The organism is Limnohabitans sp. T6-5 (genome assembly GCF_003063315.1).
In the GTDB taxonomy this organism is placed as follows: domain Bacteria; phylum Pseudomonadota; class Gammaproteobacteria; order Burkholderiales; family Burkholderiaceae_C; genus Limnohabitans_A.
This window is the reverse complement of sequence record NZ_NERV01000001.1, coordinates 37,445-60,426: the sequence shown is the minus strand read 5'-3', so window position 1 is coordinate 60,426 and position 22,982 is coordinate 37,445. Positions and strand designations below refer to the sequence as shown.

Here is a 22,982-nt window from a genome sequence, read left to right as displayed (position 1 = left end):
ACAAGAGGCCCGCGCAAGGTCGTAGGTCGGCACTCGACGCGTCCGACATGGGGGTGGTTTGGCCGGAACGCACGATGCGGGCGCGGTGCTTGTTCGGGCACATGTCGGGGTCTTGGACCGCCGACCTGCGGCGAAGAGCGCGGCCAAAACATCAGCGCAAAGTGGCTTTTGTAGGTCGGCACTCGAAGAGTCCGACATGGGGGTGGTTTGGCCGGAACGCACGATGCGGGCGCGGTGCTTGTTCGGGCACATGTCGGGGTCTTCGACCGCCGACCTGCGAAACTGCCTGCCTGCCAGACTGTTGGTGGGTTGATTGCCGCTATTCTTGTTGTTTTCCTTTCATGGCCCCGCCTGCTTGCATGACTGATTCGTTGATCCCCCCTGGTTTTTTGGCCTTGCACAGCCACCGCTCCGAAGTACTGGCTGAGACTTTGTCGGGCTGGCTGTTGCGCCAGCCCCTGGCGCCGCTGGAGCAAGAGGTGGTGCTGGTGCAGAGCAATGGCATGGCCGAGTGGATCAAGATGGCGTTGGCGCTTCAAGGGGGGGAACGAGGCGGGGTGTGCGCGGCCACCAAGGTGGAGCTGCCTTCGCGCTTTCTGTGGCGCACTTACCGACAGGTGTTGGGTTCCAAGCATGTGCCGCCGGATTCCCCGCTCGACAAATTGCCCATGACCTGGCGCCTGATGGCCTTGCTGCCCCAGTGCCTGGACGACCCGGTATTTGCCCCTGTGGCCGGGTTTTTGCGCGGCGATGAACCTGACCGCTTGCTGCAACTGGCCAGCCGCTTGGCAGATTTGTTTGACCAGTACCAGATTTACCGCCCCGACTGGTTGGAAGACTGGGCCGCTGGCCGCAACCTGCTGCGCCAAAACGCAGGCCATGCCGAACTGCCTGCGGACCAGCTGTGGCAAGCCCAGCTGTGGCGGCGCGTGCTGGCCACGCTCAGCGATGCAGAGCGCCAGGCCACCCGGCCCGCATTGCATGTGCGGGCTGTAGCCCATCTCAAGTCTGGTCAGGCCCTGGCGAGTCCGGTGGCGCGGCGCGTCTCGGTGTTTGGCATGAGCCACATGCCTGGGCAGTTGTTGGACATTTTGGATGCCTTGTCTCAGCACAGCCAGGTTTTGCTGGCCGTGCCCAACCCGTGCCAGTACCACTGGGGCGACATCATGGACGGGCGCGACGCCCTGAAAGCCGAACGCAGGCGCCACCCCTACAAAAAAGAAAACCTGTCGGCCATGCCGCTGGAGCAGATGCATTTGCACGCCCCCGCCTTGCTGGCGGCCTGGGGCCGCCAGGGGCGTGACTTCATTCGTCAACTGGACGCATTTGACGCGGCCCAAGCGGCCCAGGAGCTCGTGCCCGGCATCCGGTTGGACCTGTTTGACGACGCGCCCGGGGCCGATGCCACGCGCTTGCTCACCCAATTGCAAAACCGCATCCGCGACCTGAAGTCGTCGCAGGACCCGGTGGATGCGCCACTGCACCCAGATGACCGCTCCATCGTCTTCAAGGTGGCACACAGCCCGGTGCGCGAGCTGGAAGTGCTGCACGACCAGTTGCTGCAATGGTTCCATGAGCAGCCCGATGTCTCGCCGCGCGACGTGGTGGTCATGGTGCCCGATATCGAGTCCATGGCCCCGGCCATTCGTGCGGTCTTTGGCCAATACAAGCGCAGTGATGCGCGCTTCATTCCCTTTGACATTGCCGACCTGGGCGCGCAGGCCACCAGCCCCTTGATCCATGCGGTGGAGTGGCTGCTGGCTTTGCCCCAGCAGCGCAGTCGCATGAGCGAGCTGGTGGAGTTGCTCGAAGTGCCTGCGCTGGCGGCGCGTTTTGGCATCCAGCCCGAACAACTGCCCACGCTGACCCGCTGGATGGCGGGCTCGGGCATCCGCTGGGGCTTGTCGGCCGAGCACCGCCAAGGCCTGGGCCTGAGCACCTGCGGTGAAGACAATTCGGCCCTGTTTGGTGTGCAGCGCATGCTGATGGGCTATGCCTGCGGCGCCGACCCCTTGCCCGCCGATGCCTCGCAACTCGAACCCTACGCCGAAGTCGGCGGGCTGGATGCCGAGCTGGCGGGCGCGCTGGCGCACCTGCTGCAAGCCTTGATCGGGTGGTGGCAAAGCAGCGCCACACCGGCCACACCGCAGCTGTGGGCCGAGCGTGGGCGCGCTTTGCTGGCCGCCCTGTTCAAAGCGCACGATGACACCGACCGCAACGCCTTGTCGGCGCTGGATCAGGCCCTGAACGATTGGGTCAAGGCCGCCGACCAGGCCAGTTTTGAGCAGACCGTGCCTCTGGCCGTGGTCCGTTCAGCCTGGATGGAAGCCCTGAAAGTGCCCAAGCTGGAGCAGCGCTTTCGGGCCGGGGGCGTGACCTTTTGCACGCTCATGCCCATGCGGGCGATCCCGTTCCAGAGAGTGTGCCTGCTGGGCATGAACGATGGCGACTACCCGCGCCGCAGCCCGCGTGCTGATTTTGATTTGCTGGGCCTGCCCGGCATGGCGCGCCCCGGCGACCGTTCGCGCCGCGACGACGACCGCCAGCTGATGCTCGAAGCCTTGCTCTCGGCGCGCCGTGTGCTCTATGTGAGCTGGAGCGGGCACAGCGTGCGTGACAACAGCGAGCAGCCGCCTTCGGTGTTGGTGTCGCAGCTGCGCGACGAGATCGACGCACTCTGGGGCCAGGGCACCGCCAAGCGCTTGACCACCCAGCACCCGCTGCAGCCGTTCAGTCGGGCCTACTTTGAACAGGGCAGTGGGTTGCAGACCTATGCCAAAGAGTGGTGGGCGGCGCAAAAACCGCTGCCCACGCAAGGGGAGGGCGTGCACCCCTCAGCCCAGCCCTTGCCCGCCATCGATGCAGCCCACGGCTTGCCTGTGCTCACGCTGGCGCAGTTGCACAGCTTTTTGCGTCGGCCCGTGGCGGCGTTTTTTCGCCAGCGCTTGCTGGTCAACTTGCAAAGTGAGCGCACCGAGCTGCTGGACGAAGAGCTTTTCGGGCTCAACGGTCTGGACCTTTACGCGCTCATGGACGATCAGCTCAACAACCTGCCCCCCGAACTGACCCCCGACGGGGTCCCCGCGCATGTGCAGGCGGCGGTGCAGCGTTTGCGCCGGGCCGGCGATTTGCCCCTGGCCGCCGTGGGCGTGCACGAGGCCGAGCGCTTGCGCAAAGAGTTGGAGCCGCTGCTGACCAGCGCTTTGGGCGAAATGCAAGCCTGGCCAGAGCCTGCCCCCCGCTGGCTGGTCGAGCGCGAACACCCAGCGGTGCGCCTGCAAGACAATTTGTCGCTCTTGCGCCAGCGGGCGCAAGACCCGGCAACGGGCCAGCCTGGCATCGACGCCGCCACCGGACAGCCGGTGGTGCAGACGGTGTTCATTGAGCTGCGCGCCTCCAAAGTGGCCAGCATCACCACGGCGGGCAAAGTGCAGCCTTTGGCCGATAAATTGATCGGCACCTGGCTCACCCAATTGGCCGCCGCAGCCACAGGCCATGCCCTGCATGCGGTGGTGGTAGGGCGCAACGCCGTGCTGCGCAGCCCGCCCATGGCGCCAGAGGATGCGCGTGTGCAGTTGGACGCCGTGCTCGATGTCTGGGCCGAAGGCATGCGTTGGCCTTTGCCGCTGCCGCCCGGGGTGGCGCTGCAATGGCTCAAGGCCCCCGAAAAACTCAACACCCTGGCCGACCTGTACGAGGGCAATGGCTGGGACAGCGAGGGCGAGGTGCGCAAAGACCCGGCGCTTTACCGCATGTACCCCAGCTTGCAGGAGCTGATGGCCCAGGGGCATTTCGAGCGCCTGACCCAAGTGGTCTACCAGCCCTTGCTCGATTGGGTCAAAACCCTCAAGGGCGAGGCCATGGCGGACCCCAACGGCGATTCTGAAGACGAGGAGGCCGCATGAGCCAGCCACTGAATGCATTGAGTTTCCCGCTGAGCGGCAGCCGTCTGATTGAAGCCAGCGCGGGCACCGGCAAAACCTGGACGATCGCCGCCCTGTATGTGCGCTTGGTGCTGGGGCCTGTGCCTACAGACACAGCCCCTGCGCTGCCTGCCCTCATGCCGCAAGACATTCTGGTGATGACCTTCACCCGGGCTGCCACCCGCGAGTTGTCGGACCGCATCCGCGCCCGATTGACCCAGGCGGCGGCAGTTTTTCGGGGGGCTGAGACCGCGCAAGACCCGTTTTTGCTGGGTTTGATGGCCTGCTACCCCGAAGGCCCAGAGCGCGAGAAAGCCGCCTATCGGCTGTCTCTGGCCGCTCAGGCCATGGACGATGCGGCGGTGTACACCATCGATGCCTGGTGCCAGCGCATGCTGCGCGAGCACGCCTTTGACAGTGGCAACCTGTTTGAAGAAAACCTGGTGGCCGACGAAGCTGCCTTGCGCATGGAGGCGGTGCAAGACTATTGGCGCGAATCGCTGTACCCCATGGAGCCGCAGCAAGTGGGCGATGTGCTGGCCGTGTGGCGCGATGTGGACACGCTGGAGCAGGAGGTGCGCCATCTGCTGGGCGTGGACGGGCTGTTGTCATCGGATGCGACCTCGGGTTCTGCCGGAGCCAGCCCCGCCGATGCAGCCACCCATGCCACCTTGGCGCAGGTGCTGACACAGGCGCAGCAAGTGCAGCGCGACGCCCTGGCCGCACTCAAGCAAGGCTGGGACAGCCAGGCCGACGCATTGCGAGACTGGCTGGATGACACGTTGGCTGACAAAGGCTCGGGCTGGAAAAAAGCCAAGCTCAAAAAAGCCAACAGCGACGCTTGGCTCGATGCTCTGAAGGTTTGGGCACTGAGCGACGGCGACGCCAAGGCGCTTGAAAAAGCCATGGGCAAAACCGGCTGGGACCGTTTCACCCCCGAAGGCATGGCCGATTGCCGCGAAGCCGACGCAGGCCCGGGCGTGTTGCCGCCGCAGTGCGAGGCCTTTGCCCAGCTCAAGGCCGAATTGCAAACCCTGCCCGACCCGCGCGTGGCCTTGCGCCTGCATGCCTGCGCCCGCGTGGGCCAGCGCATGGCCTGGCTGAAGCAGCGCAGCGCGCAGTTTGGCTTTGCCGACATGTTGCAGCGGCTCGATCAGGCCTTGCAGCGCCCCGAGCAGGGGGCGGCCCTGGCCGAGCGCTTGCGGGCGCAATTTCCGGTGGCCATGATCGACGAGTTCCAGGACACCTCGCCCCTGCAATTTCGCATCTTTGACCGCATCTATCGCAGCGCGGACAACCTCAGCGATTCGGCCTTGCTCTTGATTGGCGACCCCAAGCAATCGATTTATGGCTTCCGCGGGGCCGACATCCTGAGCTACCTCAAAGCCCGCACGGCCACCGAAGGCCGCCATTACGTGCTGGACACCAACTACCGCTCCACCCAGGCCCTGGTCGATGTCGTCAACCGTTGGTTTGACATTGGAGAGCAGCACCTGTCCGTCGGCGCCGCCTTTGGCTATGCCCAGCCCGACGGCCAGAACCCGGTGCCGTTTCAGCCGGTCAAGGCCCAAGGCCGCCCCGAGCGCCTGTGCCGCCAGGGCGATGCCGTGGCGGCCATGACCTTGGTGCACGACGCCCAAGTGCGCAGCGTGCGTGATGCGGTCACGCACATGTCGGCCCTGTGTGCCGAGCAGATCGTGGCCTGGCTGGGTGATCCGCAAGTGCGCTTTGTGCAAGCAGGCCAAGCCGACCAGCGGCTCAAACCCAAAGACATCGCTGTGCTGGTGCGCACCGGCAAAGAGGCCGACGCCGTGCGCCAGGCCTTGCGGGTGCGGGGCGTGGCCTCGGTGTATTTGTCAGACCGCGACTCGGTCTTTGAAAGCGACGAGGCCGCCGACCTGGGCCTGTGGCTGCGCGCCGTGGCGCAGCCGCAAGACATGCGCCAGGTGCGCGCCGCCCTGGCCACCGCCACCGTGGGCCTGAGCCTGCAAGAGCTGCACGACATGGCCCAGCAAGGCGACACGCTGGACGCTTATGCCGAGCAAATGCGGGCGCTGCGCCTGGTCTGGCAAAACCAGGGGGTGCTGGCCATGCTGCGCCAGTCACTGGACCTGCTGAAACTGGCGGCCCGCTGGCGTGCCCAGCCGCAAGGCGAGCGCCGCCTGACCAATGTGCTGCACCTGTCCGAATTGCTGCAATCGGCCAGCACCACGCTGGACGGTGAGCAAGCCCTGATCCGCTGGCTGGACCAGCAAATGCTGGACGCCAACGGCGACAGCGACGAGCAGATCGTGCGTCTGGAAAGCGATGAAGACCTGGTCAAGGTCGTCACCATCCACAAGAGCAAAGGCCTGGAGTACCCGGTGGTGTGCCTGCCCTTTGCGCACAGCCACCGCCGCGTGACCGGCAAGCGCACGGCCGTGCTCAGCCTGACCGATGCGCAGGGCGAGCGGCAAAACAAATTGCAATTCACCCCTGAAGACATTGAGCGGGCCGACGCCGACCGCCTGCGCGAAGATGTGCGCCTGTGGTACGTGGCCTTGACCCGGCCGCGCCACGCCCTGTGGGTGGGCTGGTCGGCCATCCAGGTGGGCAACAGCCCCGCCTGCGTGAACCACCGCAGCGCCCCCGGGCACCTGCTGGGCGCGGGCGATGCCCGCAAGGGCGAGGAATGGCTGTCCGCGCTGACCCCCCTGGCCGTGGACGCCCAGCGCCACGCTTTGGCGGTGGATGTGCAGTCTGCCGCTGCCGTGCCCGGCCTGACCCGCTGGCAACGCCCGGATGAGCGCCCCGCCTTGCGTGAGCCACTGCCTTGCACCGCCCGCATCGACAAGAGCTGGACGATTGCCAGCTTTTCGCGGCTGGCGCGTGACCTGTCTTCGCAGCCCGTGTTGCAAGCCGCTTTGCACATGACCACGCCACGCCCGGCCGACGACGAGCCCCCGGAGGAGGGCTCGGCCCTGTCTCAAGTGGCGGCCAGCCTGGGCACCCCGCTGGCCGCCTCGGCTGGCTCGGCTGCGGGGATCACTGCACCCTGGCACGGCTTTGCCCGTGGCCCCAGCGCGGGCAACTTTCTGCATGACCAGTTGGAGTGGCTGGCCGGTGAAGGCTTCGCCTTGCTGCCCGGCACGCCCTTGGCCGAGCGCCTGGCCAAACGCTGCAAAGCCACAGGTTACGAAGCCCAGGCCCCCGATGTGGTGCAGTGGCTCAGCCGCGTGGTGGCCCAGCCGCTGCGCGGGCCAGAGGTGCCCCTTCAAGCGCTGCAAAACGTGCTGCCCGAGATGGAGTTCTGGCTGCCCGCCGACCGCCTGCACGCCAAAGAGGTGGATGCCCTGTGCCGCCAACACCTGCTGCCAGGCGTCAGCCGCCCCAAACTGCCCGATGCCCAGTTGCACGGCATGCTCATGGGCTTTGCCGATCTGGTGTTCGAGCACCAAGGGCGCTATTGGGTGCTGGATTACAAATCGAACCACCTGGGCGAGGGCGATGCCGCCTACAGCGCGCAGGCGCTGGACAACGCCATGGCGCACCACCGCTACGAGGTGCAGGCCGCGCTGTACATGCTGGCCTTGCACCGCTTGCTGCGCGCCCGCTTGGGCGCGGCCTATGACCCGGTGCAACACTTGGGCGGCGCGGTGTACTTGTTCTTGCGCGGCATCGACGGCCCCGCCGCTGGCTGCTGCACCTTGCCAGCGCCCGTCGCGTTGATGGACGGGTTGGACGCGATGCTGGGCACAGGCCAGCCCACGAACGAACAGGAGGCGCTGGCATGAGCTTGCCCAAAACCGGCCGCAACTCGGTCTCGCACAGCCAGGCATCGGCTTACAAAGCGGCCCAAATGGCCGCCCAGATGGATTGGCTCCAGGATGTGCCCGCCACCGGCTTGAGCGTGAGCCAGACACTGGCCTGGCTGCACGCCTGGTCCGAGCTGGGTTGGCTGCGCCGCCTGGACAGCGCACTGGCCGAGCAACTGCACCGCGTGCAGGCCGATGTGCCGCCCGCCGTGCTGGTGGCGGCCGCCGTGCTGGCCCAGATGGAAGGGCGGGGCCACACCTGCTTGTCGGTCAATGAATTGCTCACGCCGCCCACGGCTTTGCTGGCCTGGCCCACGGAAGCAGTGCACAGCCCGCAAGGCTTGCTGGCGCTGTGGGCGCATTTGCCAGCCGACCGGGCAGGCTGGCTGGCCACCCTGCGCGCGGCCCCCGCCTGTTTGCGCGAGGCCAGCGCCCCCGATGCGGGGCAAGCACTGGTGCTGGGCGGCACTGCCGATGCACCCTTGCTGTATTGGCGGCGTTACCGCGCTTATGAAGAGCGGGTGGGGCAAACCTTGCTGCAACGCGCTCAAAGCGCCGTGCCGGTGCCCCACGCTTTGGCACGCCAATGGCTGGACCGTTTTTTTGTGAGCGCAGCCCGCACCGGGGACGCCCCTGAAGACGAGACCGATTGGCAAAAACTCGCCTGTGCCGTGGCCCTGCGGGCGCGGCTGTCGGTCATCACCGGCGGCCCCGGCACCGGCAAAACCTACACCGCTGCCCGTTTGCTGGCCCTGCTGCTGGCGCTGCATGACGGCGCGAGCCCCTTGCGGGTGGCCTTGGCGGCCCCCACGGGCAAGGCCGCTGCGCGGCTCAAGCAATCGATTGACGGCTCGCTCCAGGCGCTCAAAGCGCAGGCGGCGGGACAAGAAGGCGCCTCGCTCGATCTGGACACACTGATCCAACGCATCGGCGCGGCCCGCACTCTGCATTCGCTGCTGGGGGCGCGGCCGGATACCCGCCAATTCCAGTACAACGCGGCCCATCAGCTCGATGTGGATGTGCTGATCGTGGACGAAGCCTCCATGGTGCACCTGGAAATGATGGACGCCTTGCTGCAAGCGCTGCCGCCCACGGCCCGGCTGGTGCTGCTGGGGGACAAAGACCAGTTGGCCTCGGTCGAAGCCGGTGCCGTGCTGGGCGATGTCTGCCGCGATGCCGCCCAAGGCGGCTACACGCCCGAGACCTTGCGCTTTGCGCAAGAGGTGGCCGGGCAGACGCTGGCGGCATGTTTTCACGCATCCGCTGCGTCCGAGGTGTCAGCCCTGGCCCAGCAGACCGTCATGCTGCGCAAAAGCCGCCGTTTTGACGGCCCGATTGGCCAGTTGGCCTTGGCCGTCAATGAGGGCGACGCTGCCAAAGTGCAGCAGGCCTTTGCGCTGCCCGGCCACGCCTTGACCGCCTTGCAGCCCAGCAGCGCCCAGGCCGTGAGCGATCTGGCCGCCCACGCGTCAGGCGGCGCTTCGTATGCCGACTACCTCCAATGCGTGAACAGCCCGCCCGCGTCCGGCGATGTGGCCGCGCATGCAGCCTGGGTCAAGCAAGTGCTTAAAAGCTTTGATCGGTTTCGCATCCTGTGCGCGGTGCACCAAGGCGACTGGGGCACCGCCGCACTCAACGCCGCCGTGCAAAAAGCCCTGGCCGATGCCGGTTGGCTCCAGCCCCAGGGCGAATGGTTCACCGGCCGCCCGGTCATGGTCACGCGCAACGACACGCAACTGGGCGTGTTCAACGGGGATGTGGGCGTCGTCTTGCCCAACTTGCAAAAAGTGCCCAAAGCCTGGTTCCTCGACGGCGAGCAACTGCGCTCGGTCAGCGTGTCGCGCCTGGCCCACGCCGAAACCGCCTTCATCATGACCGTGCACAAAAGCCAGGGCTCGGAGTTTGAGCACACCGCCTTGGTGCTGCCGCCGGGCGCGGCTGAGGTGCTGTCCCGCGAGCTGGTCTACACCGGCATCACCCGCGCCCGCGACAAGTTCACCCTCATCGAAGCCCAAGAAGGCTTGCTCCAAGCCGCCATCGCCCGCCCCAGCGTGCGCGTCAGCGGTTTGCGCCAGTGGTGGGGCGGGGCAGGGCAGTAGTTTGCGTCCCATCCACCTGCGGTCTCTCGCAGGTCGGCGGTCGAAGACCCCGACATGAACCCCTGAGCCAGGGCGCACGATTTGGTTTCGGCCGAGGTGCCTGAGCGAGCAACGTCGGACTCTTCGAGTACCGACCTACGGAACAGCCCGGTCTCTCGTAGGTCGGCGGTCGAAGACCCCGACATGTCTGTTGACCTCAGCGATCCACCCCACAGACTGTGTCAGTTCGCATACCCCTCGCAAGCCCCCGCATTGGGCTTGCCCCGGCATTCGCGCAGCAGGCGCTTGTCGCGCTCGGCCCTGTTTTCACCATAGCCCTTGTCTTTTGGCGGCTTGGGGGCGCGGGCTTTTTTGCCTTTTTTGGGGGCGGCAGTCGTGTTTGTGGTGGGGGCAACGGCTGTGAAGCTGTCGGGGGGGGTGGCCGAGTGGCTCACATGGCAAGCCAAAAGTGCCATCAAGCTGCCCAAGATCAGTGGGTATTTCATAAGGGTCTCCCTGAGTGTGATTTTTTTCGTCAATGATAAAGAGGCCCTGAACTTGTGCAAGCAGGCGACAGGCCCTCGTTTGAGCAGGCTTTAGGATTCACCCATGAACCACAACACGCCCCCATTCATGCGCCAGACCGTGCTCGATCTGGAAGAGTCCCGCATCCGCGAAGTGGCCAACGCGGGCATGGGCCGCCCCGATGTGCTGGCTTTCTGGTTTGGCGAGTCCGACGAAGTCACGCCCGATGTGGTCCGTCAGGCCGCCATCGACTCCATGCAGCGCGGCGAGACCTTTTATTCACACAACCTGGGCCTGCCCGAGCTGCGCCAGGCCGTGGCCGATTACATGTCGGCCTTGCATGGCCCGGTGGCTATGGACCGCATCGCCATCACTTCAGGGGGCGTGAACGCCTTGATGTTGGCCGCGCAAGCCCTGATCGACGCCGGTGATGAAGTGGTCGCCGTCACCCCGGTGTGGCCCAACCTGACGGCGCAAGCCCTGGTGATGGGCGCCGATTTGAAATGCGTGGCCTTGCGCCCGGTGAACGGCCAATGGCAGCTCGACATGGCCGCGCTCAAGGCCGCCATCACGCCCGCCACGCGCATGCTGATCGTCAACTCGCCCAACAACCCCACGGGCTGGACATTGAGCCGCGCTGAGCAAGCCGAGATCCTGGCGCACTGCCGCGCCACCGGCACCTGGGTGTTGGCCGATGAGGTGTATGAGCGCCTTTATTACGACAGCGACACCACCAACAGCTGCGCACCGTCCTTTCTGGATGTGTCTGAGCCCGACGACCGCCTGGTCGTGGTGCACAGCTTTTCAAAGAGCTTTTTGATGACCGGCTGGCGCCTGGGCTGGCTGGTCATGCCCGCCGCCATGACGCCGCACATGGGCAAGCTGATCGAGTTCAACACCTCATGCGCCTCGGTCTTCACCCAACGGGCAGGCGTGGCCGCGCTGCGCCACACCGCAGACATCACCCCCCGCGTGGTGGCGCACCTCAAAACCTGCCGCGACACCCTGGTGCCTCTGCTGCAAGCCTTACCGGGGGTGCAAGTGGCGCCGGCCAAAGGCGGTATGTACGCGTTTTTCAGACTGGAAGGGCATCCCGATTCGGTGGCGACTGCCAAACGCCTGGTGGCCGAGGCCGGTCTGGGCCTGGCCCCCGGCGAAGCCTTTGCCCCCGAGGCAGCAGGCTGGCTGCGCTGGTGCTTTGCGTCTCAGGATTTGGCGCGGCTGGGGGAGGGGGTGGCACGGCTTCGGTCTTGGGTGGTCACAAACTCTTCGCCTGATGTCTGATCTCTGCTGATGGGGCACTTACGATGGCCCACCCAGGCGCCTTTCAGTGCATGGTCAGCGTTTCCTCTGCCTGCGCCTTGATGTTCTCGTCCACGCGAACGTGAACCATAGTGGTGGTAGCAGCCACAGACACAGCCTCCTGTTGCTATTGTTTTGGATCCGTTGTATCTCAAACAATCTTCTTTAATTTGCCCTGCCTGCTGAACGTAGAAATCTGAATTCAAAGCATTGGGTTGCGATTTGGAGAATTCGAGAGCGTCGATTGCTGCTGTAATCTGGAAATTATTTAATTATTTAATTATTTAATTATTTAATTAATATAATAATAATTTTTGATGCCAGTTGATACTGAAAGTCCAAATGTTTGTTTTTCGATTTGACACCACAAATGTGATGGCTGCCACATTGTTATTGACTGCTTGTGGTGGTGGAGGGGACAACACAACTCAAGATCCAAATTACCTCGGTATGAGTGGTTCCTATCTTTGTAAAGCACAAGCCCCGTTTGAATCAATACCTGATCGAGGTATCAAGCTGGTGGCCATGGAACAGGCCGCCACCATGACAGGTGTCGCATCCAAAGCCTTGGCCCGGTCTGCAAATAATTCAAGTAATTTTCCAATTTACACGGATGCTGGCAGCGTAACAATAACCACCACTGTTTCGTTCAAGCAGGATCGCTCGATGATGTTGGTTGAAGGGACTTTGATTGATCCGGTTACCCTGAAAGTCGTGCCATCTTATGTGGGGTTATGTGATAAGGCTGTTTTAGATGCCAACGTCTTGCAGGTTGGCTATCTCGGGTTGAGTGGTGCTTATCTGTGCAAAGCTCAAGATCCGTTTACATCTGCTCCTGAACGGAGTGTCAACCTGGCAACTTCTGAAAAGGCCGCCGAGCTGACAGGTGCTTCATCCAAATCCCTGATTCGCTATACAAAAGATTCCAACAACTTACCGCTCTACAGTGATGCAGCGAGTACGACACCATTACCAACTACCATTGTTTCGTTCAAGCAGGATCACACATTGATGTTGGTCGAAGGCGCTTTGATTGATCCTGCAAACTTAAAAGTCACACCAACCTACGTGGGACTTTGTACCAAGCTGTAACTCAGAAGTGTGAGTCTGTCTGGACCCGGGGCAACATTTCAAAATTTGAATTCAACTCCAAAATGGCGCATTCCTATCCCCTCGAAATCCCAAAGATGAACCCGCTGATCCGCCAACTTCCCACCCTGCGTGCATCCACTTGGAAAACCCTGTTTTTCGCCGTTCTGCTGTCATGGGGCGCCTCTGTTTGGGCTGCACCCGAGGCCAGTGTCTGGGCGCAGGTTCAAACCCAAAAGCAGCCGCTGTTGGCGACTTTGCGCGACTTGGTGGGCATCGAGTCGGGCAGTGGGGATCGCGAGGGGCTGGACGCTATTTCTCAACTCATTCATGACCGGCTTCGCGCTTTGGGTGGGCAGGTCGAGTTCATTGAAGCCGCGGCCAACGCTTACCGCATGCAGGACACGCCCGGACAGATTGGGCGCATGGTCAAGGCCACATTCAATGGCACTGGCACGAAAAAGATTTTGCTCATTGCTCACATGGACACGGTGTATCTCAAGGGCATGGGTGCCAAGCAACCGTTTCGCATTGACGGCAACAAAGCCTAAGGTTTGGGCATTGGGGACGACAAGGCGGGCATTGCGGTGATCCTGCACACCCTGGCCACGCTGCAAGCCTTGCAATTCAAGGACTACGGGCAATTGACAGTGCTGATCAATGGGGATGAGGTGATCAGTTCGCCTGCTTCTCGCCATCTGTTGACCCAACTCGGGGCGGAGCATGACTTGACGAGGACGCAAGAGGCCTCGGTGGTGAACGCTGATCAACTGTCATTGGCCACCGCTGGCATTGCGTCGGTCAACCTGAAGGTCACGGGCAAGGCTTCTCATTCGGGCAGTGCCCTGAGCGGGGCCTCAATGCCATCAATGAGTTGTCCCACCAGATTTTGCAAACGCGCATTTTTTCTGACCCTCAAAAAGGGGTGAAGATGAACTGGACCCTGATCTCTGGCGACACCAACCGCAATGTCATTCCGGCTCAGGCCCAGGCTGCTGCTGATGTGCGCGTGGAGCGACTGCAAGACTATGCGGGTCTGGAGTCTAGTATCAGTGAGACGATCAAGCATCAACTCATTCCTGGCACGCAGGTGGCAATGACTTTTGAGCAGCGCCGCCCACCGCTGGAACTCAACCCAGCGCAACAAGCGGTCGGCAGGCATGCTCAGAAAATTTACCGCGAAATCGACAGGCCTTTGGCAGTGGTCGACAGCGTGGGTGGTGGTGGCACCGATGCCGCATTTGCGGCCCTGAACACCAAAAATCCGGTGCTCGAACGCTTTGGGCTGCTCAGTTTTGGCGCCCATTCCAACGACGATGAATACATCCTGATCGATTCGATTGAACCCAGGTTGTATCTGGCTACCCGTTTGATCATGGATTTTTCGCGTGGACTTGTTCGGTAAATTCAAGGAGCGAAAGTCCGAGAGGTAGGCTGGGCTTGCTGCGTTAAACAGGTGAGTGTGTACGCAACCAATCGCGTAATGCATCGCTCATACGCGTCTGCCAGCCCTTGCCGCTGGCGCGCCAACGCTCCAGTACGTCGGCATCCAGACGCAGCGTGACAGGCTGTTTGTGTACTTTGGCGACAGGACGTCCGCGTGTGCGTCGTTTAATTTCCTCCCCAGTGGTCACTCGGGCATCTGTGCCTGTTTGTGCTTCTTTCAGGCTTAGTTCCAGATCGGCCATGAATTGCAACATTTCAGCATCCGGGGATGTGGTTTTTTTGGAGGTTTTAGACATCGTATTGCGCCTTGATGCGTATCAAGAAATCTGAGGGTAGTGTGTCGAATTTCGCTTTGCTGTATGCCATCAGTAGAACCAATTCGCCTTTGTCGTTACGGTACAAATAAATGGCTCTTACCCCGCCACGTTTGCCCATGCCGCTGCGACTCCATCTCACCTTCCGCAGGCCGCCAGTGCCCACCATCACATCACCAGCATGGGGATAAGCGGCAATGAAATCCACGAATTCAGCTGCTTCTCCATCTGTCCAGATACCCGCAATGCTGCGTAGGTATGTGGGGGTTTCAATCACGGTCAGCATTTATTGTACATTGAATAAATCGTGGTTGCTGCTGATCATTTCAGGTGAACGCTGAAGATTTTCGTCGTAATGCTTTTGGCCCCCCCAGACCACTCCGCCTTGGCCCCCGATTCCTTGACCACCTTGGCCCATTTGGTGATTTCCACCGCTTGGTATCGGGCCAGTTCTTCGGGCGTGGACAACACCGGGTCCAGGCCCAGGGTTTTCAGGCGGTCTTGAACCTCAGGCAGGCGGAACACGCGCACGACTTCGGCGTTGAGTTTGTCGATGACCGGCTTGGGAACGTTGGCCGGAGCGAACATGGCGAACCAAGTTGTGGCCTCGAAGCCGGGCACAAATTCGGCCATGGTGGGCACATCGGGCGCGGCGGGGGAGCGTTTGGCGGTGGTTTGGGCCAGGGCGCGGATCTTGCCTTCGCGGGCCATGGGCAGGGCCGAGGGCATGTTGTCAAACATCAGCTGGATGCTGCCACCCACCAGGTCGGGGATGGCGAACTGGCGGCCTTTGTAGGGCACATGCGTCATGCTGGTGCCGGTCATGGACTTGAACAGTTCGCCTGAAACGTGCACCGAGGTGCCGGTGCCGGGCGAGCCAAACGACAGTTTGTTGGGGTTGGCCTTCATGTAGGCGATCAACTCGGGCACGCTTTTGACGGGCAGGTCGTTGTTGACCACCAGCAGGTTGGGGGCCGAAGCGACGAGCGAGATGGGGGAGAAGTTCTTCACCATGTCGTAGGGCATCTTGTCGTACAGCGCCCCGTTGATGGAGTGCGTGCCCACGGTACCCATGACCAGGGTGTAGCCATCGCCGGGGGATTTGGCGACGATGTCGGCACCGATGTTGCCGCCTGCGCCAGGTTTGTTGTCAATGATGACGGGTTGGCCCAGCTGGGCTTTTTCGCTGAAGAGCCGGGCCAGAATGTCGGGCGCGCCGCCCGGGGTGAAGGTGACGACCAGACGGATGGGTTTGGCGGGGTAGGTCTGGGCCAGGGCGGCAGACCCTTGCAGGGCCAAGAGGCCCAACAGCAGGGCGCTGGTCAGGTTGTGAGCGAAATAAAAGTTCATGCGAAAAACTCCTTTTGCCTCACTTTAGGGGCTAGCAAGCCAAGCCCCGATGGTGAAAACCCTTTGACTGTCACCTATGTATGTTGGTCAATTTCCTCGTAGGTAGTTCCGACCTTGAAGGCTTTGGTGCAGGCTTCATGTAGGGGCTGAAGCCGCCGACCTACAAATACCTCTCCCCTGTAGGTCGTTAGCTTCAGATCCGATATGGTGGTTCTGGCGCAGGCTCATGTCGGGGCTGAAGCCGCCGACCTACAAATACATCTTCCCTGTAGGTCGGTAGCTTCAGCTCCGACATTGGTGGTTTTGGCGTGGGCTCATGTCGGGGCTGAAGCCGCTGACCTGCGAAATCCACCTTGTGTGGTCCAAAGCGACGGGCTTGAGAGAGTGGTTTCGGGCTATAATCCGCCTGTTTTGCGATTTGCAAAGCGCACGCCATCCGCTTTTCCGGCAGCTGGCGCAAGTCATTAACCCGCTGAAATTCATTCTTGAATCCAAGCGAACAACAAGGAAAAAACCATGATCGCTTCTTCGATCAAGGCCGAGGTCGTCAAGGCCAACGCACGTGCTGCCAACGACACTGGCTCCCCAGAAGTCCAAGTTGCTTTGCTGACTGCTCGCATCAACGAGTTGACTCCCCACTTCAAAACCCACGCCAAAGACCATCACGGTCGCCGTGGCCTGCTGCGCATGGTGAGCCGTCGCCGCAAGCTGTTGGACTACCTCAAGTCCCGTGATGCTGACCGTTACGTTGCGCTGATCGCCAAGCTTGGCCTGCGTAAGTAATCGTCTCTCCAGATGAAAAGCGCCTGAGTTAGCTCGCTAGCTCAGGCGCTTTATTCTTTTTTCAGTCGGAATTTGTCAGGAAGAACCCGCGCTGTGTCATTCCACAAGGCTTTTGAGCCAAAGTTTTGTGGAATGGCATCGAGTTCAGAGCGTCAACTTCCGGGCCCACAGTGCAGCCTCATGCGCTTTTGTTTTCAGGAGTTCTGAACATGTCTATTTTTAATAAAGTTACCAAAACCTTCCAGTGGGGCCAGCACACGGTCAAGATGGAAACTGGCGAAGTCGCTCGCCAAGCCGGCGGCGCTGTGCTGCTCGACATGGAAGGCACTGTGGTGCTCGCCACCGTCGTGGGTTCCAAGATCGCCAAGGCCGGTCAAGACTTCTTCCCCCTCACGGTCGATTACATCGAGAAGACTTACGCCGCAGGCAAGATCCCTGGCAGCTTTTTCAAGCGTGAAGCCAAGCCCAGCGAGCACGAGACCCTGACCAGCCGTCTGATCGACCGCCCCATCCGCCCTTTGTTCCCCGAAGGTTTCTACAACGACGTGCACGTGGTCATCCACACCGTGTCTTTGAACCCCGAAGTCGATGCCGACATCGCCGCGATGATCGCCGTGTCTGCCGCCTTGTCCATCTCGGGCATCCCGTTCAACGGCCCCATCGGTGCCGCTCGCGTGGGTTACATCAACGGTGAATACGTCCTGAACCCCGGCCAGACCCAGCGCAAAGACAGCGTGATGGACCTGGTTGTGGCTGGCACCGAAGCCGCTGTGCTGATGGTCGAATCCGAAGCCCAGCAACTGTCCGAAGAAATCATGTTGGGCGGCGTGGTGTATGGCCACGAGCAGTCGGCGATTGCCATCAACGCGATCCACGAGTTGGTGCGCGAAGCTGGCAAGCCCGTGTGGGACTGGCAAGCGCCTGCCCGCGATTTGGCTTTTGAAGCCAAGTTGGCCTCTTTGGCCGAAGAAAAGCTGCGCGCTGCCTACCAAATCCGCAACAAGCAAGCCCGCACACACGCTTGCCGTGAAGCCTACGCTTCCGTCAAAGCGGCTTTGGTTGCAGAAGGCGTGGCCTTTGATGGCGTCAAGCTCGACGGCCTGATGTTCGAAATCGAAGCCCGCATCGTGCGCAGCCAGATTTTGGCCGGTGAGCCCCGCATCGACGGCCGCGACACACGCACTGTGCGCCCCATCGAAATCCGCAACAGCGTGCTGCCCCGCACACACGGCTCGGCCCTTTTCACCCGTGGCGAAACCCAAGCTTTGGTGATCACCACTTTGGGCACCGAGCGCGATGCACAGCGCATTGACGCATTGGCCGGTGAGTTCGAAGACCGCTTCATGTTCCACTACAACATGCCTCCCTTTGCCACTGGCGAAGTGGGCCGCATGGGTTCGACCAAGCGCCGCGAAATCGGCCACGGCCGCCTGGCCAAGCGTGCTTTGGCTGCTGTGCTGCCAAGCAAAGAAGAGTTCCCATACACCCTGCGTGTGGTGTCTGAAATCACCGAATCGAACGGTTCTTCGTCCATGGCTTCGGTCTGCGGCGGCTGCTTGTCGATGATGGACGCGGGTGTGCCGATGAAAGCCCACGTGGCCGGTATCGCCATGGGCCTGATCAAGGAAGACAACCGCTTTGCGGTGTTGACCGACATCCTGGGTGACGAAGACCACCTGGGTGACATGGACTTCAAGGTCGCTGGTACCACCAACGGTATCACCGCTTTGCAAATGGACATCAAAATCCAAGGCATCACCAAAGAAATCATGCAAGTCGCTTTGGCCCAAGCCAAAGAAGCCCGCATGCACATTCTGGGCAAGATGCAAGAAGCGATGAGCGAAGCCAACACCGAAGTGTCTGATTTCGCACCCAAGCTCTTCACCATGAAGATCAACCCCGAGAAGATCCGTGACGTGATTGGCAAAGGCGGCGCCACCATTCGTGCGCTGACCGAAGAAACCGGCTGCCAGATCAACATCGGCGAAGACGGCACGATCACCATTGCGGCCACCGACGGCGAGAAGGCCGAGATCGCCAAGAAGCGCATCGAGCAGATCACCGCTGAAGTTGAAATCGGCAAGGTCTACGAAGGCCCAGTGACCAAGATCTTGGACTTCGGCGCATTGATCAACTTGTTGCCCGGCAAGGACGGTCTGCTGCACATCAGCCAGATCGCCCACGAGCGCGTTGAGAAGGTCACCGACTACCTGAGCGAAGGCCAGATCGTCAAGGTCAAGGTCATGGAAACCGACGAAAAAGGCCGCATCAAACTGTCGATGAAAGCTTTGTTGGACCGTCCTGCGCCAGGCGCTCAGCAGCAACAGCAGCAACAACAGTGATGTGTTTACGGGTGGCCTTCGGGCTGCCCGAATCTGACTTGAAAGAGTTTGCCCCATGAACGTCATCGAAATCGCTCAATATGGCGCACCCGAGGTGCTGGTGCCTGCCACCCGACCCGACCCTGTGGCCGGGGCAGGGGAGTTGCTCATTCGTGTCTCAGCCAGTGGCATCAATCGCCCTGACGTGCTGCAACGCCTGGGCAATTACCCTGTGCCGCCCGGTGCTTCGGACATTCCTGGCCTTGAAGTGGCAGGGGTTGTGGTGTCTGGTGATGCTGCGGCCATGGCTGCAGCCGGTTTGGAGTTGGGTGATCGGGTGTGTGCTTTGGTTGCGGGTGGCGGTTATGCGCAGTTGTGTGTGGCGCCAGTGGCGCAATGCCTGCCGGTTCCCGAGGGTTTGACGGACGTGGAGGCTGCTTCTTTGCCCGAGACGTTTTTCACCGTGTGGAGCAATGTGTTTGACCGTGGGCGTTTGCAGGCAGGAGAAACCTTGTTGATTCAAGGCGGCTCCAGTGGTATCGGCGTCACAGCCATTCAGATGGCCAAGGCGGCGGGCGCGACCGTGATCGTGACTGCGGGCTCAGACGACAAGTGTCAGGCTTGTCTGGCCTTGGGCGCTGATCATGCGATCAATTACAAAACCCACGATTTCGTCGCCGAGTCCAAGCGTTTGACGGGCGGTGTGGGTGTGAACGTGATTCTCGACATGGTGGCGGGCGACTATGTGGCGCGTGAGATCGAGGCTTTGGCCGAAGATGGCCGTCTGGTCATCATTGCTGTGCAGGGGGGCATTCAAGGCCAATTCAATGCGGGCATGGTGCTGCGTCGCCGATTGACGATCACGGGCTCCACATTGCGTCCTCGCTCGGTGGAATTCAAGGGTGAGATTGCCCAGTCACTGCACCGGGTGGTGTGGCCCTGGATTGAGGGAGGCCTCATCAAGCCGGTGATTCACCGTGTGTTTGATGCCATGGCTGCTGGTGCGGGTTTGCCATCGGGTGCGGCGCAAGCCCATGCCTTGATGGAGTCCAACCAGCACATCGGAAAAATGGTGGTGACCTGGTGATGCGTGCATCTGGCAAATTGATGGTGGGCAACTGGAAGATGAATGGCAGCCTGGCTGCCAATGCATCTTTGGTGGCCGACATTCTGGCTGGCATAGACAACGTGAGTTTCCAAGCAGTAGTTTGCGCACCTTTTGTCTATTTGTCGCAACTGCAGTCTTTGCTGGTTGGATCGACTGTGGCGCTGGGCTCGCAGGATGTGTCCATGCATGAGGCCGGGGCATTCACGGGCGAGGTGTCGGCGAGCATGTTGCGTGACTTTGGCGTGCGCTACGCCATCGTGGGTCATTCGGAGCGCCGTCAATACCATGGCGAAACCGATGTACTGGTAGCGTCCAAGGCGCAACGTGCTTTGGCTGCGGGGATCACCCCCATCGTTTGCGTGGGTGAAAGCCTGGCCGAGCGTGAGGCGGGACAGACAGAAGCGGTGGTCAAGCGGCAATTGGCGGCAGTGATTCATGCCAATGGCCATTGCATCAGTGAAATCGTGGTGGCATACGAACCGGTCTGGGCCATTGGCACAGGCCGCACAGCAACGCCTGAGATGGCGCAGCAGGTGCACGCAGTTTTGCGTTCGCAACTGCAGGCGGCCACAGCCCATGCTGAGCGTGTGTCGATTTTGTACGGCGGCAGCATGAACGCGGCCAATGCAGCCGACTTGCTGGCCCAGCCCGATGTGGATGGTGGCTTGATCGGTGGTGCGGCGCTCAAGGCGCCTGACTTTTTAAGCATGCTCAAAGCGGCTTCGTGCTGAGCTTTGGGTTTAATTTTTAATTTTCGGAGATACAGATGAGTGTGATGTTGACTTTGATTCTGGTGGTTCAAATGCTGTCGGCCCTGGCCATGATTGGTTTGATCCTGATCCAGCATGGCAAGGGGGCTGACATGGGGGCTGCTTTTGGCAGTGGTGGCTCTGGCAGTCTGTTTGGCGCCACAGGCGGTGCGAACTTTTTGTCGCGCACTACAGCAGTGCTTGCAGGCGTGTTCTTTGTTTGCACATTGATGCTGGCTTATTTCAGCAATGCGCGTCCTGTGTCTTCGGGCAGCGTGCTCGAAGGTGCCGCAGTGGTTGCGCCTGCTGCGCCTGTGGATGCCAGCACTGCATCGCAAATTCCAGGCAATAATGCCCCCGCAAAGACGGACAACAGCGTGCCCGCGGCACCTGCGAAGTAAGCTACCATTCAGCTTTGTTGCTGTGCACAAATTTCCGACTTTCAGCAAGAAATTTGAGGTTTTTTCGGAGTAAACTACGGGATTATCCGGAGAGCCAAATACATCACTCGATGTACCTCTTGCAAACCGGGTAAATAGTATCCAGCCGTCGTGGTGAAATTGGTAGACACGCTATCTTGAGGGGGTAGTGGCGAAAGCTGTGCGAGTTCGAGTCTCGCCGACGGCACCAGACAAACAGAACAACTCGGGCTCAAAGTCCGGGTTGTTTATTCGGTGATACCGGTAGTCCCAAGATGAACCTCGACCAATACCTTCCCATCCTCTTGTTCATTTTGGTCGGCATCGCTGTCGGCATCATTCCCCAGGTATTGGGTTACATCCTCGGCCCCAATCGACCTGACGCGGAAAAAAACTCCCCTTATGAATGCGGCTTCGAGGCTTTCGAAGACGCCCGCATGAAGTTCGATGTGCGCTACTACTTGGTGGCCATCTTGTTCATCTTGTTCGATCTGGAAATCGCCTTTCTGTTTCCTTGGGCTGTGGCGCTCAAAGAGGTGGGTTTGGCCGGCTTCATCGCCGTGGTGATTTTCCTGGCAATTCTGGTCGTGGGCTTTGTCTACGAGTGGAAAAAGGGCGCCCTGGATTGGGAATGATCGTTCGCACAGACAACAGCATTCAGCCTGCTTGAGGATATAAAAAATGATTGAAGGCGTGATGAAAGAAGGCTTCATCACCACGAGTTACGACTCGGTGGTGAATTGGGCCAAGACCGGCTCGCTCTGGCCCATGACCTTTGGTCTGGCCTGCTGCGCGGTCGAGATGATGCATTCGGCAACAGCACGTTATGACCTGGCCCGCTTTGGTGCCGAAGTGTTCCGTGCCAGCCCGCGTCAGGCCGATCTGATGATCGTGGCAGGCACTTTGTGCAACAAAATGGCCCCAGCCTTGCGCAAGGTGTATGACCAGATGTCCGAGCCACGCTGGGTCATTTCGATGGGGTCGTGCGCCAATGGTGGTGGTTACTACCACTACAGCTATTCGGTGGTGCGTGGTTGCGACCGCATCGTGCCCGTGGATGTCTATGTGCCGGGTTGTCCGCCGACAGCCGAAGCGTTGATCTACGGCATCATCCAGCTGCAGCAGAAGATCCGTCGTACGCAAACGATTGCGCGCGTTTGAGAGGGACGATGATGACTAATTTCGCCATACGTCCCGAAGACCTGCAAGACACCCTGGCTGCGGCTTTGGGTGATCGTGTACAAAAGATTTCCATCGCATTGGGTGAGGTGACCGTTCATGTGAACGCGGCTCATTACCTGAGTGCGATGCAGACCCTGCGCGATGCAGTGGGCTGCCAATTTGAGCAACTCATTGACCTGGCTGGTGTGGACTATTCCACCTATGGCGACGTCGGTACCAACGGTCCCCGTTTTGGTGTGACCGTGCATTTGTTGTCCGTGAGTCTGAACCAGCGCGTTCGCGTTAAGGTCTTGTGCCCTGAAGATGATCTGCCGCTGGTGGCCTCGGTCAATGACTTGTGGAACTCGGCCAATTGGTACGAGCGCGAAGCGTTTGACTTGTATGGCATCGTGTTCGAAGGCCACAACGACCTGCGCCGCATCCTGACCGACTACGGTTTCATTGGTCATCCTTTCCGCAAAGACTTCCCGCTGTCGGGTCACGTCGAAATGCGTTATGACGCTGAACGCAAGCGCGTGATTTATGAGCCCGTGAGCATTGAGCCTCGTGAAATCACACCGCGAATCATCCGTGAAGAAAACTATGGAGGCCTGAACTGA

General features: G+C 61.0%; 17 protein-coding genes, 1 tRNA gene and 1 pseudogene. 15 read left to right on the top strand and 4 right to left on the bottom strand.

Features of this window, described 5'->3' with window-relative positions; translation table 11 throughout:
* The first annotated feature begins 359 nt into the window (after positions 1-359).
* The 3 genes from recC to recD are packed head-to-tail and all read left to right on the top strand — an operon-like array spanning position 360 to position 9,816.
* Entirely contained in the window at positions 360-3,905 is a 3,546-nt protein-coding gene (gene recC, locus B9Z51_RS00255; protein WP_108370828.1) for an exodeoxyribonuclease V subunit gamma, read from the top strand.
* Complete coding sequence (gene recB / locus B9Z51_RS00250) at positions 3,902-7,696, top strand: exodeoxyribonuclease V subunit beta (RefSeq protein WP_108370826.1); 3,795 nt, start codon at positions 3,902-3,904, stop codon at positions 7,694-7,696. Before recC ends, recB begins: the two co-directional genes overlap by 4 nt.
* A complete protein-coding gene (recD, locus tag B9Z51_RS00245; RefSeq protein WP_108370824.1) occupies positions 7,693-9,816 on the top strand; it encodes an exodeoxyribonuclease V subunit alpha in 2,124 nt (707 codons plus the stop codon). Before recB ends, recD begins: the two co-directional genes overlap by 4 nt.
* Positions 9,817-10,037: 221 nt before the next feature.
* Here the strand turns inward: recD and B9Z51_RS00240 are convergent, their stop codons facing one another.
* Entirely contained in the window at positions 10,038-10,301 is a 264-nt protein-coding gene (locus tag B9Z51_RS00240) for a hypothetical protein (protein ID WP_108370822.1), read from the bottom strand.
* A 103-nt stretch (positions 10,302-10,404) separates the two neighbouring features.
* Between B9Z51_RS00240 and B9Z51_RS00235 the strand changes: the two genes are divergently transcribed.
* The 3 genes and pseudogenes from B9Z51_RS00235 to B9Z51_RS00220 all read left to right on the top strand — a co-directional run bounded on the left by B9Z51_RS00235 (position 10,405) and on the right by B9Z51_RS00220 (position 14,116).
* Positions 10,405-11,604, top strand: a complete 1,200-nt coding sequence (locus B9Z51_RS00235) for a pyridoxal phosphate-dependent aminotransferase (RefSeq protein ID WP_108370820.1) — start codon at positions 10,405-10,407, stop codon at positions 11,602-11,604.
* A 360-nt stretch (positions 11,605-11,964) separates the two neighbouring features.
* Positions 11,965-12,714 (top strand): hypothetical protein, encoded by a 750-nt coding sequence (locus tag B9Z51_RS00225; RefSeq protein WP_146187652.1) that lies wholly within the window; start codon positions 11,965-11,967, stop codon positions 12,712-12,714.
* Between the two features lie 95 nt (positions 12,715-12,809).
* Positions 12,810-14,116 (top strand): annotated as a pseudogene (locus B9Z51_RS00220) (glutamate carboxypeptidase).
* Positions 14,117-14,159: 43 nt separating this feature from the next.
* Here the strand turns inward: B9Z51_RS00220 and B9Z51_RS00215 are convergent.
* Genes B9Z51_RS00215 through B9Z51_RS00205 form a run of 3 tightly spaced genes read right to left on the bottom strand, consistent with a single transcriptional unit; the run spans position 14,160 to position 15,821 of the window.
* The gene (locus B9Z51_RS00215; RefSeq protein ID WP_233254764.1) at positions 14,160-14,453 is read right to left on the bottom strand and encodes a BrnA antitoxin family protein; all 294 of its coding nucleotides are present in this window, start codon (positions 14,451-14,453) and stop codon (positions 14,160-14,162) included.
* Positions 14,446-14,757 (bottom strand): transcriptional regulator, encoded by a 312-nt coding sequence (locus B9Z51_RS00210; protein ID WP_108370816.1) that lies wholly within the window; start codon positions 14,755-14,757, stop codon positions 14,446-14,448. The genes B9Z51_RS00215 and B9Z51_RS00210 overlap by 8 nt, the downstream gene beginning before the upstream one ends.
* 35 nt (positions 14,758-14,792) lie before the next feature.
* Positions 14,793-15,821, bottom strand: coding sequence for a tripartite tricarboxylate transporter substrate binding protein (locus B9Z51_RS00205; protein WP_108370815.1), 1,029 nt, complete (start codon positions 15,819-15,821; stop codon positions 14,793-14,795).
* 516 nt (positions 15,822-16,337) lie between these two features.
* Here B9Z51_RS00205 and rpsO point away from each other — a divergent pair.
* The 9 genes from rpsO (at position 16,338) to B9Z51_RS00155 (ending at position 22,982) form a co-directional block, all read left to right on the top strand.
* Positions 16,338-16,604, top strand: coding sequence for a 30S ribosomal protein S15 (gene rpsO / locus B9Z51_RS00195; RefSeq protein WP_019428565.1), 267 nt, complete (start codon positions 16,338-16,340; stop codon positions 16,602-16,604).
* A gap of 209 nt (positions 16,605-16,813) precedes the next feature.
* The gene (gene pnp, locus B9Z51_RS00190) at positions 16,814-18,946 is read left to right on the top strand and encodes a polyribonucleotide nucleotidyltransferase (RefSeq protein WP_108370811.1); all 2,133 of its coding nucleotides are present in this window, start codon (positions 16,814-16,816) and stop codon (positions 18,944-18,946) included.
* A 55-nt stretch (positions 18,947-19,001) separates the two neighbouring features.
* Positions 19,002-20,012 carry an NAD(P)H-quinone oxidoreductase gene (locus B9Z51_RS00185; protein WP_108370809.1) on the top strand — a complete coding sequence of 337 codons (1,011 nt, stop codon included), beginning with the start codon at positions 19,002-19,004 and terminating at the stop codon, positions 20,010-20,012.
* Positions 20,012-20,764, top strand: coding sequence for a triose-phosphate isomerase (gene tpiA / locus B9Z51_RS00180; protein WP_108370807.1), 753 nt, complete (start codon positions 20,012-20,014; stop codon positions 20,762-20,764). Before B9Z51_RS00185 ends, tpiA begins: the two co-directional genes overlap by 1 nt.
* Positions 20,765-20,799: 35 nt before the next feature.
* Positions 20,800-21,183 (top strand): preprotein translocase subunit SecG, encoded by a 384-nt coding sequence (gene secG / locus B9Z51_RS00175; RefSeq protein ID WP_108370805.1) that lies wholly within the window; start codon positions 20,800-20,802, stop codon positions 21,181-21,183.
* A 144-nt stretch (positions 21,184-21,327) separates the two neighbouring features.
* Positions 21,328-21,412, top strand: a tRNA-Leu gene (locus tag B9Z51_RS00170).
* A gap of 64 nt (positions 21,413-21,476) precedes the next feature.
* Positions 21,477-21,836 (top strand): NADH-quinone oxidoreductase subunit A, encoded by a 360-nt coding sequence (locus B9Z51_RS00165; RefSeq protein ID WP_108370803.1) that lies wholly within the window; start codon positions 21,477-21,479, stop codon positions 21,834-21,836.
* Positions 21,837-21,882: 46 nt separating this feature from the next.
* On the top strand, positions 21,883-22,362 hold the full coding sequence (locus B9Z51_RS00160) for an NADH-quinone oxidoreductase subunit B family protein (protein WP_108370801.1): 480 nt from the start codon (positions 21,883-21,885) through the stop codon (positions 22,360-22,362).
* Between the two features lie 11 nt (positions 22,363-22,373).
* Positions 22,374-22,982 carry an NADH-quinone oxidoreductase subunit C gene (locus B9Z51_RS00155; protein WP_108372556.1) on the top strand — a complete coding sequence of 203 codons (609 nt, stop codon included), beginning with the start codon at positions 22,374-22,376 and terminating at the stop codon, positions 22,980-22,982.

What these genes read in the sequence shown, in the direction of transcription:
- recD (WP_108370824.1), top strand. Translation starts at nt 7,693, where the DNA reads ATGAGCTTGCCCAAAACCGGCCGCAACTCGGTCTCGCACAGCCAGGCA.
- B9Z51_RS00160 (WP_108370801.1), top strand. Translation starts at nt 21,883, where the DNA reads ATGATTGAAGGCGTGATGAAAGAAGGCTTCATCACCACGAGTTACGAC.
- B9Z51_RS00155 (WP_108372556.1), top strand. Translation starts at nt 22,374, where the DNA reads ATGACTAATTTCGCCATACGTCCCGAAGACCTGCAAGACACCCTGGCT.
- recB (WP_108370826.1), top strand. Translation starts at nt 3,902, where the DNA reads ATGAGCCAGCCACTGAATGCATTGAGTTTCCCGCTGAGCGGCAGCCGT.
- B9Z51_RS00165 (WP_108370803.1), top strand. Translation starts at nt 21,477, where the DNA reads ATGAACCTCGACCAATACCTTCCCATCCTCTTGTTCATTTTGGTCGGC.
- rpsO (WP_019428565.1), top strand. Translation starts at nt 16,338, where the DNA reads ATGATCGCTTCTTCGATCAAGGCCGAGGTCGTCAAGGCCAACGCACGT.
- B9Z51_RS00225 (WP_146187652.1), top strand. Translation starts at nt 11,965, where the DNA reads ATGTTTGTTTTTCGATTTGACACCACAAATGTGATGGCTGCCACATTG.
- recC (WP_108370828.1), top strand. Translation starts at nt 360, where the DNA reads ATGACTGATTCGTTGATCCCCCCTGGTTTTTTGGCCTTGCACAGCCAC.
- B9Z51_RS00205 (WP_108370815.1), bottom strand. Translation starts at nt 15,821, where the DNA reads ATGAACTTTTATTTCGCTCACAACCTGACCAGCGCCCTGCTGTTGGGC.
- B9Z51_RS00240 (WP_108370822.1), bottom strand. Translation starts at nt 10,301, where the DNA reads ATGAAATACCCACTGATCTTGGGCAGCTTGATGGCACTTTTGGCTTGC.
- tpiA (WP_108370807.1), top strand. Translation starts at nt 20,012, where the DNA reads ATGCGTGCATCTGGCAAATTGATGGTGGGCAACTGGAAGATGAATGGC.
- secG (WP_108370805.1), top strand. Translation starts at nt 20,800, where the DNA reads ATGAGTGTGATGTTGACTTTGATTCTGGTGGTTCAAATGCTGTCGGCC.
- pnp (WP_108370811.1), top strand. Translation starts at nt 16,814, where the DNA reads ATGTCTATTTTTAATAAAGTTACCAAAACCTTCCAGTGGGGCCAGCAC.
- B9Z51_RS00210 (WP_108370816.1), bottom strand. Translation starts at nt 14,757, where the DNA reads ATGCTGACCGTGATTGAAACCCCCACATACCTACGCAGCATTGCGGGT.
- B9Z51_RS00215 (WP_233254764.1), bottom strand. Translation starts at nt 14,453, where the DNA reads ATGTCTAAAACCTCCAAAAAAACCACATCCCCGGATGCTGAAATGTTG.
- B9Z51_RS00235 (WP_108370820.1), top strand. Translation starts at nt 10,405, where the DNA reads ATGAACCACAACACGCCCCCATTCATGCGCCAGACCGTGCTCGATCTG.
- B9Z51_RS00185 (WP_108370809.1), top strand. Translation starts at nt 19,002, where the DNA reads ATGAACGTCATCGAAATCGCTCAATATGGCGCACCCGAGGTGCTGGTG.